The organism is Myxococcus xanthus, from assembly GCF_013116825.1.
In the GTDB taxonomy this organism is placed as follows: Bacteria; Myxococcota; Myxococcia; order Myxococcales; family Myxococcaceae; genus Myxococcus; species Myxococcus xanthus_B.
Genome location: NZ_JABFNS010000176.1, coordinates 1 through 15,769 on the forward strand (window position 1 = coordinate 1; position 15,769 = coordinate 15,769).

General features: G+C 68.6%; 6 protein-coding genes. All 6 read right to left on the reverse strand.

Annotation, left to right across the window (positions count from 1 at the left end; all coding sequences use genetic code 11):
- The coding region (locus HNV26_RS33735) for a condensation domain-containing protein (RefSeq protein WP_171452956.1) at positions 1-1,777 on the reverse strand (1,777 nt) is incomplete at its 3' end.
- Positions 1,778-1,790: 13 nt separating this feature from the next.
- Entirely contained in the window at positions 1,791-3,470 is a 1,680-nt protein-coding gene (locus HNV26_RS33740) for a PhpK family radical SAM P-methyltransferase (RefSeq protein ID WP_171439569.1), read from the reverse strand.
- 132 nt (positions 3,471-3,602) lie between these two features.
- Complete coding sequence (locus HNV26_RS33745) at positions 3,603-9,749, reverse strand: non-ribosomal peptide synthetase (RefSeq protein WP_171439568.1); 6,147 nt, start codon at positions 9,747-9,749, stop codon at positions 3,603-3,605.
- A complete protein-coding gene (locus HNV26_RS33750) occupies positions 9,746-13,033 on the reverse strand; it encodes a non-ribosomal peptide synthetase (RefSeq protein ID WP_171439567.1) in 3,288 nt (1,095 codons plus the stop codon). The genes HNV26_RS33745 and HNV26_RS33750 overlap by 4 nt, the downstream gene beginning before the upstream one ends.
- Positions 13,034-13,140: 107 nt before the next feature.
- Positions 13,141-14,151, reverse strand: coding sequence for a GNAT family N-acetyltransferase (locus HNV26_RS33755; protein WP_253817304.1), 1,011 nt, complete (start codon positions 14,149-14,151; stop codon positions 13,141-13,143).
- A gap of 61 nt (positions 14,152-14,212) precedes the next feature.
- Positions 14,213-15,523, reverse strand: coding sequence for a PLP-dependent aminotransferase family protein (locus HNV26_RS33760; protein ID WP_171439565.1), 1,311 nt, complete (start codon positions 15,521-15,523; stop codon positions 14,213-14,215).
- Between the last annotated feature and the right edge of the window lie 246 nt (positions 15,524-15,769).

Below are 15,769 nucleotides of genomic sequence, written 5' to 3' on the forward strand. Positions count from 1 at the left end.
GGGCACGGGTGGGTTCCCCGGCGAAGGCGGCCTCTTCGTCGAGGCACAGCACCTCGCGCCCCTCGGCCTCGGGGACGGTTTCACGCAACCGACTCTGGGTGAGGAGGACCTTCGCCTGGATGTCGTCGAGCAACCCGGCGAGCCGTTGCCGGGGTTGGCTCGGATCGAGCGGGACGTAGGCCGCGCCAGACTTCAGGACGGCCAGGATTCCCACCATGATTTCGAGCGAGCGGTTGAGGTACAGCCCCACACGCATCTCCGGCCCCACGCCCCGGCGGCGGAGCGCGTGCGCCACCCGGTTGGCCCACGCGTCGAGCTGCGCGTAGGTGAGCGTGCGCTCCTCGTAGACGAGCGCCACCCGGTCCGGATGGCGTGCGGCCTGCTCTTCCATCCAGGTGTGGACGCAGCGCGCCGGGTGCTCCCGGGCCGTGGCGTTGAAGTCCACCAGCAACCGTGCCCGCTCGCGTGGGCTCACCGCATCCAAGCCATCCAACCGCGCCCGCGGCGAGCCGGCTACCTGCTCCAGGAGCGCCTCGAGTTGCCCAAGCACCTGTTCAGCGGCTGCGGGCGGGAAGAGGCTTCGATCGTACTGGAGTTCGAGCGTGAGCGTGGACCGCGTCCGTACGCAGCAGAGGCACAGCTTGGATTGATCCACGTAGGCGCGCGCCGATTCGAGTCGGAGCACACCCGCGCCCGCGTGCGGCGTCTCCGGCAAGTCCTCCCAGCGGAAGCCGATGGCGGGGAAGTCCCGGCCGGGGACGCGCTCACCATCCGCAGCAGGCCAGACATAGTACCGTTGCCACTCCAGCGCCTCGCGCTGCGCCTGCTGGAGCTGGAGGGCCAGCTCGCCCAGCGGTTGGGCCGCGTCGAGGCGGACGTGGAGCGGCACCCAGCGGGAGAGGGGGCCGACCACTTCCGCCAGTTCCTCGTGCTCGCGTCCGTCGCTCTGAAGGCCCAGCACGAGGTCCGTCTGGCCGGTCAGCTTCCAGAGCTCCGCGCTCCAGGTGGCGAGCAGCAGTCCCTGAAGGGAGCACCCCAGCTCGCGCGCCGCCGCGTCGAGCCGCGACAGCCGCTCTACGTTCAGCGTCAACTCGAGCGACGCCGGGTCGAATGCCTGTGCCGCGTTTGCGGGCCCCTCAAAGGGGAGTGTCACCGCCGCGCCTGCGGTGGTCCCGTGCTTCTCCCAGAAGGTGGCCGCGGGGTGGTCTCGCTCCGTCAGCTCCTCGCGCAGCTCGTTCTGCCATTCGGAGAAAGAGAGGTGAGAGGCAGGCTCTCCATCCTGATCCGATTCCTGGGCTTGCCCTGCGATGTCTCGCTGCAGCTCCGCGCAGACGCGCCGCAGGGTGGCGGCGTCGGCGCACAGCGCTGGCGCCACCAGCCCCAGCAGGTGCTGCCCGGTGTCCAACGTCATCAGGCTCACGCGGAGGACGGGGCCGGTGCCGAGCTCGAAAGGGCGCTGTCCCACCTGTTGGAAGTGCGCGAGGGCACGTTCCTCGCGCGTGGCGGCGGGGAGGGTGCGGAAATCCACCCGGTCCCACGCCACCTCGCCGCTCGTCATCACCTCCTGCACGGGGGCGTCCAGGCCCGGCAGGCTCGGGAAGCGGGTCCGGAGCGGCTCATGCCGCGCGACGAGCCGCGCCACCGCGTGCTCGAGGGAACCGGGGTGGGGGGAGCCCTCGAGCCGCATCAATGCCTGGACCCGGAGCGTCTGGTGCTTGCCGTGCAACCGCCACAGACGAAGCTGCTGAGGAGAGAGCCGATACGCTTCGATGCTCAATTGCGAACTCCCATCATCTTCCGGCCAGCACCGCTTGGGAGGATGCGCCGCTCCATTGGCGCACCAGCGCTTCCATCTGCCCCACGTATTCACGCTGCTGGACGCGCTTCGCCTCTGAAGAGACGGAGGCGATCTCCAGCGCAAGGAGCTGGTGGGCAAGCCGCATCAGCGCCTTGAACTGCTCTGTCTGGAGCCCCCGCCCGAGCAGGTAGGGGATGATCCAGAAGTCGAACGACCACTGCGGCAGCCAGACGGAGTCCTTCACCGTGAGGAACATCCGGTCGATGTGGTCCATCGCCTCCAGGCTCTCCATGGTGTCGTGCCGCCAGATGAACCCCTGGCCGGTAATCCCATACTGCTGCCGCTTCGCATCCACGGCGGTACCGGGTTCGCAATACCAGAGCTGTGTGCGGTAGTAGTCCGGCCGGGTCTCCTGGATGAACGCGAGGGTCTCTTCGACCGTCTCTTCCGTCTCGCCGGGGAAGCCCAGGATGAATGACGCGAAGGTGAGGATGCCGTGGGCATGCAGCCGCTTCATGCCGCTCACGTACTTTTCAACCGTCGCGGCCTTGTTCATGTTGGCCAGGATCCGCGGCGAGCCGGATTCAATCCCAAGGAAGACGCCGCGGCACCCGCTCTGCGCCGCCAGGTCCACGGCCTCGTCGTCCGAGTTGCTGCACCGGAAATAGGAGAACCAGTTGAAGCCGTAGCGGCGCTCGATCAGCAACCGGCACAGTTCCTTGAAGCGCTTCAGCGGCACGTTGAACGTATCGTCAATGAAGACGACGTTCTGGGTGCCCAGCTCAGCCATCGCGTCCAGTTCGCGTGCCACCGCATCCATGCCCGCCAGGGTCAGGCTGCCGGCACGCATGGGATAGGCACAGAACGAGCAACTGTATGCACAGCTCCGGGCGGTGCGGGTCTGGAGCGTGGGGCCCAGGGGGCGCTCCGCCATGCCGCGCCAGTCGATGAAGTTCTCGTCGAGGGAGTTGCTTTCCGCCTGCGGTGGGTTGATGCGGTAGCGCCCGGCGCGGACGGGCCCGCCCTCGGCGGGGTAGATGAGGTTGGGGACGTCGCCCAGCTCCTGGCCCGCCTTCAGCCGGTCGAGCACCCGCGAGAGCGTGAGTTCGCCTTGGCTCTCGACGACGTAGATGTCCGCGCCGAGGTCGTCGAGCACCACCGCGAGCTCATTTCCCTCGTAGCGCCGGTGATGGTTGGCAACCAGCGGACCGCCGACGATGATCCGGACGTCGGGGTTGTGCTGGCGGATGAACTGCACCATCTCGATGACAGGATCATTGAGGACGTAGAAGGTGGTGGTGATGGCCACCGCGCGAGGGTTTTGCGCGAGCAGCTCGGCCAGGCGCTCCTTCTCGTGCTGAAACAGGTTGAGGTACGTCACGTCGTGGCCGTGGCGGCGCAGGAAGCTGCAGAGATAGACGGCCGCGAGGCTGGGGATGCCTCCAGAGCGGAACGCCGCGTGCGGCGTCCCCGAGGGGAGGGCGCGGCGGTACACGTGGTTCAGCAGGTCCACGTAGTTGAGCCGCTTGCCCTCGAGCTCGATGAAGCTGAACTTCAGATCCCGATAGGCTTCGGAGTCCTCGCCATAGCGCCGGATTCCGGCTTCGTACTCGTCGAACGGGGTCTCGTTGTACCCGATGACGATGCAATCGCGACGTGTCGACTCCGCCATGACCGCTCCCCTGTGCTTTGGCCCGCTGCCGCCGGATCCGCCTCGCCACGGTGAGCTGGGGCTGCTTCCGGGGTGGGCCGGGAGCGCTCCCCTCTACCGCTACCTGTGAATTGCGGATTTTGCGGAATTCTCTCAGACGCCGCTACCTGATTCAACCCGCGCTGGGAGCACCCACTCCTGGAGTCCCTCCATCAGCGCACACAGTCTCTGTCCGGGGTTCCCGAGGAGACGCTCGAGCACGTACTGCATCTGCGCCAGCGCACGGGTGGCTGTGTCCTCTTCAATCCGATCGCGCTGCCAGCCGAGCTCGAGCCTCAGCGGAGGGCCCGGGACTGCCACGAGTGACAACGGGTAGGGCCAGCGATCGATGATTCGCATGGCCTCCACCGCGAACCCCGGCGCCGCGCGCTCGAGGACGAAGCGGATGGGGTAGTTCTCGAAGCGGACGACGCTGTCGAACAAGGGGCTGTCGTCCGGCAGTCCGCTCCAACGCCTCAGCGTCGAAAGTGGAACGTGGCCGAACTGGCGTTGCTCGGCCTGTTGGGCTTGCAACTGGGCCAGCCACTCGATGACGGGGGCGTCCGGTACCAGCCGGACCCGCGTGGGAAGCGTGTTGATCAAGTGGCCGACCATGTCCTCCACACCCGGGAGGTCCACGGGGCGCACGGCCGCGGTCACTCCGAAGACGACCTCCTCGGCGCGGGGACCATTGGCCAGGACCAGTGCCCACGCGCCTTGGACCAGGGTGTTCAGCGTGAGCCGGTGGGTCCTCGCCAGTTCCTGGAGCGCCTTCGTGGTGGCCGGCGCCATCTCGAGCGTTCGTTCCGCATACCGCGCATGCTCCAGCGGGCGCTGTCCGCCGGCTGGGGCGTGAGAGGCCGCCGGTGTTCCGTTCAAACCCGCCAACTCGCGCCGCCAGTATTCCTCCGCGCGCCAGGGCTGCTGGCGCTGCACCCAGGCGACGAGCTCCCGGAAGGGGGGCCGCGGAGGAAGCTCCACGGGGACGCCGCGCGAGAGGCTCCCGTAGACTGTGAACACCTCTTCCAGCAGCAGGGACATGCTCCAACCGTCGAGCATGCCGTGGTGGCTGCTCCACACGAGGTGGCACGCCTGTGGCGCGAGCTGGATGAACGTGAGCCGTAGCAGCGGCGGCCGGTCTGGGCTGAAACCGGTCTCGCGGTCCGCCTCGAGGAACTGCTCCAGCAGGACCTGCGCCTCGCTGTCCGTTCGCTTCGTCCAGTCGAGCCGCTCGACGGGGAGCGAGGGGGCGCGGTGGACGAACTGGTGGGGCTCCGCCATCGGCTCCAGGGCCACCGCGCCACGGAGCGTGGGGTGCCGCTCCATCACACGCTGGCAGGCCGCGACGAAGGCTTCCGGCGAGAAGGTGCCCACCACCCGGCACGAGAGCTGGGTGAAGTACGCCCACGCCCCGGAGTGGGCTCGCGTGTGCTCGAACATCTCACGCTGGCCGAGCACGAGCGGATACACGTCTTCCGTGCCGGGCGCCTCCGCCAGCAACCGCTCAAGAGACGCCGGTGCCAGCCGTGCAAGCGGGAAACGGGCCACGCGCTCCCGGTGCCCGCCCGAGCGCGCGAGTGCGACGAGCTCCCGCAGGACCTGGAGGAATCGCTCCGCGAGTCGGGCGATCGTCGAGGCGTGGTGGCGGGCCTCGCTGTAGGCCCAGCCGATCCTCAGCCGACCGGCGTGGATGAGTCCGTTGACCTCGAGCGCGTGGGTGCGCGGCGCCAGGGGGCTGACGGTTGGTCCAGGGGACTCTTCCGCGGGTTGAAAGAGGCCGTCGCCCGCGAACACCTGATCGAATTGCCCCAGGTAGTTGAAGAGCACCTGCGCTTCGTCCGCGGGGGGACCACTGGCGTCATCCCGGCGCAGGTAGCGCAGGACGCCGAAGTCGATGCCCTGGTTCGGGATGCGCTGGAGCTGGGCCTTCACGGACTCCAGCAGCTCCACGAGGCCGTCACCCTCGGGGGCTTCGAGCACGACAGGGAAGATGGAGGTGAACCACCCCACCGTGCGTGAGAGGTCAACGTCATCGAACAGCGGCTCCCGGCCGTGGCCCTCCAGGTCCACGAGCCACCTTCGGCCCCCCGTCCAGTTCGCCAGCACGGAGGCGAGCGCGGTGAGCAGGACATCGTTCATCCCGCAGCGGAACGCCTCAGGCACCTCGCGGAGCAGCGCGGACGTCTCCTCCGCGCCGAGCTCCACGGCGTAGGTCCGGGCGTTCGCGGCGGTGTCGCTTGCGGCCGATGCTCCGGGCAGGTCCTCCGGGAGCCTTGCCACGTTGGAGCGGGCCATCCGCCGCCAGTAGTCGAAGGCGGGGGCGGCGGAGGCCGCGTACTCGCGCAGCCGTCTGGACCAGTGCTGGTACGACGTGGTCTTCGCGGGGAGTTGGATTTCGCGTCCCTGGAGGAGGGACTGATGCGCCGCCTGGAGGTCCTCCAGCAGGACACGCCACGAGAAGCCGTCCACGGCCAGGTGGTGGGCGAGGAGCAGCAGGCGCCCCGGCTTCCCATGGCCGAGGTCGAACCACGCGGCCCGCAGCAACGGCCCCTGTTGGAGATCCAGGCTCTCTTGCAGGCTGGCCGCGGTGGCCTCCAGCTCGCGGCGCTGATGTTCCGGGGGCAAGCCGGAGAGATTGAACGTGCTCACGGCTGGCGCGCGCTCCAACTCGACGCAGTGCTGGGTCCAGCCATGCCCGGCTTCTTCAAAGCGCAAGCGGAGCGCGTCGTGATGGGCCAGGAGCGCCTGGAGCGCTGGCTCGAGGAGCTCCGGGCGGAAGGACGCGTGGGTTTCCAGCAGCACGGCCTGGTTGAAGTGATGAGGGGCAGGCTGGGGCTGCCGGAAGAACCAGCACTGGATGGGCGTGAGTGGGACGTCGCCCTTGACCAGTCCCTGCTCCGCGATGATGGCCCCACCGGTACCCGCCGCCGCAGCGAGTTCCTCGAACGTCTGGTGATCGAAGAGTTGCTTCGGGGTCAGGTGCAGGCCAGCCCGGTTCGCCCGGCCGATCAACTGCACGCCGATGATGGAGTCGCCGCCGAGGTCGAAGAAGTTGTCGCGGATGCCGACCCGTTCCAGGCGCAGGAGCTCGGCACCGAGGGAGCACAGCAGGGCTTGCGCGCGGGTCTGCGGCGCGACGTACGCGTGGTGGGGCTCGCGTGCGAGCGCCTCTGGCGCGGGGAGCGCCCTGCGGTCCACCTTGCCGTTCGGTGACAGGGGCAGTGCGTCCAGTGGCACCACCACCGAGGGGACCATGTGCTCCGGGAGCTTCGCGCGAGCGAGCTGGCGCAGCACCTCGGGCTCTACGTCCGCGCCATCGTCCGGTACCACGTAGGCCACCAGCCGCTTGCTGCCCTCGATGTCCTCGCGTGCGACCACCACCACGTCGCGGACGCCGGGGGCCTGGCCGAGCACCCCCTCAATCTCGCCCAGCTCGATGCGATATCCTCGCACCTTGACCTGCTCGTCCCGGCGGCCGAGGAAGTCCAGCACTCCATCCGGGAAGCGGCGCACCCGATCCCCCGTCCGGTACAGCCGGGCACCAGGGACGCCGCCGAACGGATCCGGCACGAAGCGCTCCGCGGTCAGCGCCGGCCGGTCGAGGTAGCCGCGGGCTACGCCGTCCCCGCCGATATACAGCTCCCCGGGCACTCCCACTGGTACGAGGCGCAGGTGCTCGTTGAGCACGTAGAGCCGCGTGTTCGCGATCGGCCGGCCAATCGCGACTGACCCCGTGTGGGCGTCACCTGGCTGGGCCTCGTGGACGCAGCAGCCCACGACCGTCTCGGTCGGCCCGTACTCATTGATGAGCCGTGTCGCTGGCGCGTGGCTCCTCCAGAGCTCCAGCGCTTCGGCGGTCAAGGTCTCTCCGCCAATGACGAGCGCTCGCGCCTGTCCGGCCAGCGCCGCCGCGTCGAGCTGCCGCGCGAGCAGCCTCAGGTGCGTCGGCGTCAGCTTTACCAGGCTGAAATCTGGCTTCGTTCGGAGTGTCTTGGCCAGTCCCTCCAGCCGGTCGTCCTCTGGGATCAGCATCACCGTCCTTCCTGCAACCAGCGGCGCGAGAAGGCTCGTCACCGTCAGGTCGAAGGAGATGGAGGAATGCACCGGAGCCCCCGAGCCCTCCGCCACGCGGTACACGCTGGTGCTCCAGCTCAGGTAGTTCACCACCCCCCGGTGTTCGATCATCGCCCCCTTCGGCGTGCCGGTGGAGCCCGAGGTGTAGAGGACATACGCCAGGTTCCGGGCGGTGACGGAGACCTCCAGATTCGACGTCGCCTCGCGCGCGAGTGGCTCCTGGTCCGCGTCCAGGCACAGCAGCTGCTCTCCCTGCGAGGGGAGCCTATCGGCGATTCGTTCGAGGGTGACCAGCACCGGAACGCGGGCGTCCCGGAGCATGAAAGCGAGCCGCTCGGAGGGGTAGGTCGGGTCGAGCGGGAGATAGGCGCCGCCCGCCTTGAGGATGCCGAACAGGCCCACCACCAACTCCGGACCGCGATCGAGGCACAGGCCGACCACCGTCTCGGGGCCAACGCCCATCGCCTGCAGGCGCCTGGCGAGCTGATTCGCCCGCTCGTTCAGCTCGCGGTAGCGGAGCGTGACGCCTTCGTGGAGGACCGCGGGGGACTCGGGCGTGCTGCGGACCTGCTCCTCGAAGAGCGTATGAACGCAGGCTGCGTGGGGGTACTCCGTCCGGGTGTCGTTCCAGACGGCGAGCAGTTGCTGCTCCTCGTCCGCGGACAGGAGCGGGATCGCGGAGATGCGGCAGCCAGGGTCTGCCACCACGCCCTCCAGGAGCCGCTGGTAGTGCGCCACCATCCGGCGGATGGTGCCTTCATCGAACAACTCGGTGCTGTACTCCCACTTGCACTCCAGTCCTCGCGGCGTCTCCGCCACGAAGACGGTGAGGTCCAACTTCGCGGAGGACTGCTCCACCTCCACCGGCTGAATCGTGAGGCCGGGCAGCGACAGCTCCGACAGCGCCACGTCCTGGAGCAGGAGCTTGACTTGAAAGATGGACGCATGGCCCCGGCTCCGCTCGGGATTGAGCACCTTGACCAGCTCCTCGAACGGCAGGTCCTGATGCGCGTACGCGTCCAGCGCCGTGGCGCGCACCTGTCCGAGCAGCTCCCGGAATGGAGGATCCCCTTCGAAGCGGGTGCGCAGCGCGAGCTGGTTGACGAAGAAGCCGATGAGCCCCTGGGTCTCGGCGCGGCTGCGATTGGCCACGTCCGTGCCCACGACGATGTCATCCTGTCCGGAATAGCGATGAAGGAGCGCTTGGAACGCCGCCATCAGCATCATGAACAGGGTCGCGCCTTCGCGCCGTGCCGATGCCCGGAGTGCCTCCGCCAGCTCCGTGGGGATGAGGGACCCCAGGCTGGCGCCCGCGCCACTCCACGCCGCCGGACGCGGCCGGTCTGATGGCAACGCCAGCACCTGCGGCGCGCCCGCGAGCTGCCGCCGCCAGTACGAGAGCTGGCGTTCGAGCACCTCCCCTTGGAGCCAGTTGCGTTGCCAGAGCGCGAAGTCCGCGTACTGGATGGGCAACTCCGGTAGCGCGGGCCCGGTGCCGGGGGCCGCGGTGTAGAACGCGGCCACCTCCCGCACGAGCACGGTCTCGGACCAACCGTCGGAGACAATGTGATGGAGCGTGAGCAGCAGCACGTGATCGTCCGGAGCGAGCCGCAGCAGGGTGGTCCGCACGAGCGGTCCCCGGGTCAGATCGAATGGCCGCGAGGACTCTTCCTGAGCCATCCTCGAGGCAATTGCCTCTCGGTCGTCGGGCGGATGTGCCTCCAGCGACACCACCGGGACAGGATGGGGGGCTGGCGGGGCGATGAGCTGAAATGGCTGGTCCTCGGCCATCTGGAAGGTGGTGCGCAGCGACTCGTGACGCCGCACGACCTCGGAGCAGGCGCGCTGGAATGCCTCCACGTCGAGCGGACCGCGCAGTCTGAGCGGCACCGCCATGTTGTACAGGGGACTGTCCGGCTCGAGCCGGTCGAGGAACCACAGCCGCTGCTGCGCGAACGACAGCGGAATCCGCGGGGGGCGCGGCGCGCTCGGGATGGTGGCGTGGGTGGGGGTGGCCGCGTGGGCTTCTCGAAGGAAATCGATCAGCTCCGACTTGTGGGCGCGCAAGGAAGCGCGCAGCTCCTCGGTGAGCACGCCCTTGGGCGCGCTGCAACGGAGCTGCTCCTGCTCCAGCCACAGCCTCACGCCGCGCTGGCGCAGCCCCGTGACCAGCTCGAGGACCGTCACAACTCCACCTCTTCGCTCTCGGCGTCCTCCGGCTCGTCCTTGGGAGGGCCCGAGGTCGCCCAGCGGAGGGCTTCGATCTTCTCTGCCAGCCGGGCCACGGTGGTCAGTTCGAACAGGGTCCGCAGCGGCAGGTCGATGCCGAAGAGTTCGCGCAGCCGGGAGTGCGCGCGGACGGCGAGCAGCGAGTGACCGCCGAGCTCGAAGAAGTCATCCTCGACGCCGATCGACTGGCGCGACAGCACCTCTTGCCAGAGCGCCACGAGCCGCTCCTCCACATCGGAGCGGGGGGGCGCGGGCGGACGCGCTTCCTGAGCAGCGGCGGCGTCCGGTATGGGCAACGCCTTGCGGTCCACCTTCCCGTTGGCGTTCAGCGGCAACGCGGGCAACACGACGAAGACAGAGGGCATCATGTAGTGCGGCAGATGTCCCTGGAGGAACTCACGGAGGAGGGTGATGCCCTCGTGGCCGTCGCGGGTGCTGCCCCCGGCAGCTCCGGGCCAGGCCCCCTCGCGCGGCACCACATAGGCGACCAGCTGCTTGCCGCGGGTTGGCAACTCGCGCGCCACCACCACGGCTTGCCTGACCGTTGGGTGCCGGGCGAGCACCGACTCCACCTCACCTGGCTCCACCCGGAAGCCGCGGATCTTCACCTGGAAGTCCGCCCGGTCGAGGAACTCGATGCTTCCGTCGGGGCGATAGCGGCAGATGTCGCCCGTCTTGTAGAAGCGGGCCCCGCTGAGGGCGGAGAACGGATCCGGCAGGAACGATGCGGCCGTGCGCGCGGGGTTGTTCAGGTAGCCACGGCCCACCCCGATGCCGCCAATGTACAGCTCCCCAGCGAGCCCGACAGGCACGGGACGCAGCCGCGCATCGAGGATGTACATCGTCAGGTTCGGCAGCGCGTAGCCCACCGGCACGCGCTCCTCGTCGTCCGGCGGAGGCTGGGACACCGTGTAGAGGTTCGTGTCGTCCGAGGTCTCCGTCGGGCCGTAGGCGTTGAGCAGCGGCACGCGCGGGTACAGTTTCAGCCACCGTCTGCAAAGCGCGGGCGGGAGCACCTCACCGGTGGGAATGAGCCAGTGGAGCGCCTGCATCGGCAACCGAGCGGGGTCCATCCGCTCGAGCTGCTCAATCATCGCCGTCATCAACGAGGGAACCACCTCGAGGAGGGTGATGCCTGTCCGGTCCAGCTCCGCCAGGAAGCGGGCGGGATCCCGCGTCAGCTCGGTGTCGAGGATCTGGACGCGTGCTCCCAGCATCAGCGGGGCGAGGAACTGCCAGACCGAGATGTCAAAGCACTGTGAGGCCGTTTGGGCCATCACGTCCGCCGGCCCCAGCCGCAGGAAATCAATCATGCCGCGGATGTGGTTGATCTTCCCAGCGTGCTCCAGCATGGCGCCCTTGGGGGCGCCCGTGGAGCCGGACGTGTAGATGACATACGCCAGGTTCCGCCCGTTGCTACGGCAAGGCGGATCGTCCGCTGGGGCCTGGCGCTCCAGCAACTCCGGGATCTCCAATGCGCGTGGCCGGGCACCGGCGGGCAGGAGCGCCAGCGCCGCGTCGAGCAGCGCGCGGCGCTCACGGGACACCACCACGATGGGGGTCTGGCTCTGCCCGAGGATCTGCGCCAGCCGCTCGGCGGGGTGCTCTGGATCCATCGGGAGGTAGGCGCCTCCCGCCTTGAGAATCCCGACGATGGCGGCGAGGAAGTCCACCCCGCGATCGCCGAGCAGCGCGACGACGACGTCGGGCCCCACGCCTTCCGTGATGAGCGGATGCGCCAGCCGGTTGGACCGGGCGTTGAGCTCGCGGTAGGTGAGCTGGTCGTCGCGGTGGGCCACGGCGATTGCGTCCGGGGTCCGCGCGACCTGCTCCTGGATGAGCTGTGGGATGGAGCTGTTGAACGGGTAGTCCGCCCGCTGCTGGTTCCAGTCGAGCAGGACTTGTCGGCGCTCGGCGTCCGGCAGCATCGAGAGTTCGTCCAGGCGCCGCTCGGGATGACGGGCCAGCTCCTCGAGCAGCCGCGCGAAGTGCGTCAGCAGCCGCGCGAGCGTCGCGTCGTCGAGCTGCCGGCGATCGTAGCTCGCCAGGAGGGTGAAGGCGGGACCGGGGACGACGTCGATGTGAAGGATGTAGCTGGTGAAGTCGTAGGTCTCGATGTCCGTGACGGTCGCGCCACCGCCCGGCGAGGTCTCGGCGTGGGAGAAGGGGAAGCTCTCGAAGACGAGCAGCGTCTCGAAGAGGTTCTGGCCGCGCGGCACCTCGCTCCAGCCGTGAATCTGCACGAGCGAGCTGTACTCGTACTGGCGCGCCTCGGCCTGCTCGCGCTGGAGCTGTTGGAGGTATGGCAGGACGAGGCCGTCTGGATCGACCCGCGTCCGCACCGGCTGGGTGTTGATGAACATCCCCACCATGGATTGCGCCCCTGGCAGGTCGGCGGGCCGTCCGGACACCGTGGTGCCAAAAACGACGTCGGACTGGCCGCTATAGCGGCTGAGCAGCAGCGCCCAGATGCCCTGGAAGAGGGTATTCGGCGTCAGCGCGTGCGTCCGGGCAAGGACGCGGAGCTGCTCCGAGGTCTCTCCGGAAAGATTGAACGAGGCGCGCCCATGCCAGGAACCCTCGGCCTTCGTGGCCCGCGCCACCGGCAGGGGCGTGGGTGAGGAGAAGCCTGCCAGCCGCTCGCGCCAGAAGCGCTCTGCCTGCCCGGATGATTGCTGTTGGAGCCAGGCAATGTAGTCGCGGTAGGGACGCGTGACGCCGCGCGCAGGGCGTTCACCCCGGACGAGCGCGTGGTACGCGTCGAGGCACTCCTCGAGGAGCAGCCCGAGTGACCAGCCGTCCAGCAGCAGGTGATGACAGCTCCAGACGAACGTGTGGGTCCGAGGGCCGGTGCGTATGAGGAGCAGCCGCATGAGCGGCGCCTGGTCGAGCGCGAACCCGCGCTGGCGATCCGAATCGAGGAGGGCCGTCAGCTCACGACGCTGTGCCTCCGGTGCGAGGTGGCCCCAATCCTGCCGGGTGAGCTGCACGGAGACGGCGCGGTGGACGACCTGGAGGGGCTCCTCCAAATCCTCCCAGGTGAACGAGGTGCGCAGCGCTGGGTGCTGATCGAGGACGTGCTGCCACGCTGCCTCGAAGTGCGCCGGCTCCACCTGCCCCTCCAGTGTGCACGTAATCTGGAGGAAATACTGTCCTGCCTCGGGGGCGTACAGGGTGTGGAAGAGCATCCCCTGCTGCAGGGGGGAGAGCGGGTAGATGTCTTCGATGGCGTGGTGTGACATCGGTCAGCCCGTCCGGTTCGTTGAGGGGGATACGCCGCGAGCAGGGCGGCATTGTGAGAGGTACCGTTCTTTCAATGGCAGTTCAATCCAGGGGGCACGTTCCAGGCCTATGTCTGGGTGAAGCGTGCGCCGCGCGCCCACGCCACGCGTTCGTCGATGCGGCGGCTCAAACGGTAGAGTGCTGGACTGAAGCCCATTCGAGGCCAGGCGCGAGAGGCGGCCAGATTGGTTGCGCGCCAATCGGTGATACAGGCGCGGAATCCCATTTGCCTGGCCTCCTCCACGCCACGCGCGAACAGCGCACGGCCAACGCCGCGGCAGCGAACGTCCTCCCGTGTGACGCCTACCGTGAAGGTGACGCTATTCGGAGGCGTCAGCAGGTCGTCGGGGGTCTGTTCGGCAGGGCTGAAGATGGCGAACCCGAGCAGCCGTCCGTCCTGCTCGGCGAGCCAGATGCGATCGGCTTCGCCCTCAATCAGCTCTGTGTAGTCCTGCGGCCAGTCTTCGGAGAACTCGGGCAGGTACGGCGCGAACACGGGTGACGCGCGCTGGTGCTCGAAGATGTGCCCCGCCATTTCCAGGAGCCGATCCAAATCGTCCATGCCCGCGCGGCGGATCCGGAGGGGGCTGTCTGGGACGCCGGGCCGAAGGTCCACCGGGTCCAGGGCACGGAGCGCGTGGACTTGCTCATGCCCGAAGCCGGCGCCGTACCAGGCCTCGAGCGCGGGACGGTCATGGGCTGGGACGAGCGCGGCGTGAACGAAGCAGCCTTCCTGGACCCACTGCGCGGCCAGGGCCGCATACAGGTCGCGGTACACCTCCGGGCTCGTTCCCGGGGCGAGGGCGTGGCCGGGCGCGAACAGCCAGGCCGAGCGCCCCCACGTGGTGTCGATTCGCAGTGTCCCGAGGGCGAAGCCGATGAGCTGCCCATTCTGGAGCGCGGCGAAGCCGCTCGTGCGAGGCCGCTGCCGGAGCGCTTCCAGGAGCCGCCGCGCTTCCGTGGCTGACTCGGGCTCGCCCGGCAACAGCGGGAGCGCGGCCCGATGGGCGCGGTGCCGCAGGGCGAGCAGCGAGGCGGCCGCTTCCAGGTGCTCGTTCACGAAGGGGACCAGGTTCATGGTCCGAGCTTGTCCCGTCTTCCTCGGACAGTCCATGTTCCCTGGAAGCCCTGCCGCGGCCTCACTCCACGGGCTGCGTCAACGCCAGACGCACCAGTCGCATCGCTTGTTCGAGCAGCTTTGGGTCGTCGGATGGGAAGCGGTAGGGGAACCGGTAGCGCGCGCGCAGGGCCGCCACACGCCCGGCGATCTGCTCCGTCGGCTGCGTCTGGAGGATCGCCGCGACGAAGAGCCCGGCGAGCTCCTCCATGTCGTCGGCCATGAGTCCGTGGTACGTGGGCTCGTTCAGGCCGACCCGGAGGACCGGTTCAGGAATCCCAGGCAGCGATGGATAGGCATTGGTGCGGATGCCCGCGTCGAACAGCCGCTGGCTCGCGGTGAACGCGTCCACGCCGGATGCCCGCGTCCGGATCCAGAGCTGATGGCCGGCCGAGAAGCCGCGTTCCTTGCCGTCGAGCTCCAACCCAAGACGGTCGAGCGCGGCGCCGAAGCGCCGGGTGTTCAGCACCACCTGGGCCGCGTACTGCTCACCCCGGCAGTGCTTGAACTCGAGCAGCGCCAACGCCAGGCTCACCGTCGCGCCGAAGTGGTGGCTGCTCACCATGTACTGCTGGGTTGCTCGGAATCGCTCGAAGAGGTCCCGCCGGTTGGTGGCGAAGATGGCCTTCTGCGGACCTGGGAAGGTCTTGTGGGTGGAGCCGCCGAAAGAGTGGGCGCCCTCCGCGAGCGGGTTGGGGAGCTGGCGGCCGAGCACCAGACCCATCCAATGGCTTGCGTCGATGTGGAGCAGGGCGTCCGGGGCCTCACGTTGGACGGCCCGCGCCAACTGCTCGACGCCCAGGGGAAACAGCGCGTTGGACTGATCGATGTAGACGAGCCCCGGTTGGTGGGCCCGCAGCGTCTCGACGAACTGTGTCTCGTCCACGGTGTGCGCGTCGGGGCCCGTGGCGTAGCAGACCTTCAATCCCAGCCGGGCGGCGACGCTCGCGGTCGCATAGTGCCCGCCCTGGGCGCGAGACAGCAGCATCACCGTGGAGCCAGGAGGGCCTCCGAGCGCGGACAGCGTCAGGGTCATCAGGTTCAGCCCTGACAGCGCGCGCACATTGACGAACTCGGCGCCGGACAGCTCACGCAGCAGCGGTCTCGCCAGCTCGGTCTCCAGCGAGGACAGTTCTTGTACGCCCCGGAACTCCCAGGGCTCCTCTTCTGCCCCATCATTGAAAAAATAGCGGTGGTGCAGATCGAGCAGCATCGGCAGCTTGGCCAGCGCCGACATGCTGTTCTCGCTCGGCACCATGTTCAGGGTGCGAGCGGCGCGTGTCTCGTGCTGTTCGAGGCGGGTCAGGATCTCTGAGATCTGTTCCAGGTCCACGGACGCTCCTTGAGGCAGTGGCCCGCGAGAACGGCCTCCACTGCGCAATCCTAACGTCATGTGTCAGGCGCGGGTTCGCTTGTGGGGCTGCGAGCGGCGCTTGCATGACTTTCCCATGATGGGCACAATCCCGGACTCTCGCAGGAGTTTTCCGGATGAACGTCCGGATGCGCAGACCCACGTCGCGTGAACATTCCGTCCAGACGGCAGCGCGCTTCAGCCATTCCCGGGCGGGCGCTCGGGCTG

What these genes read in the sequence shown, in the direction of transcription:
- HNV26_RS33740 (WP_171439569.1), bottom strand. Translation starts at nt 3,470, where the DNA reads ATGGCGGAGTCGACACGTCGCGATTGCATCGTCATCGGGTACAACGAG.
- HNV26_RS33750 (WP_171439567.1), bottom strand. Translation starts at nt 13,033, where the DNA reads ATGTCACACCACGCCATCGAAGACATCTACCCGCTCTCCCCCCTGCAG.
- HNV26_RS33755 (WP_253817304.1), bottom strand. Translation starts at nt 14,151, where the DNA reads ATGAACCTGGTCCCCTTCGTGAACGAGCACCTGGAAGCGGCCGCCTCG.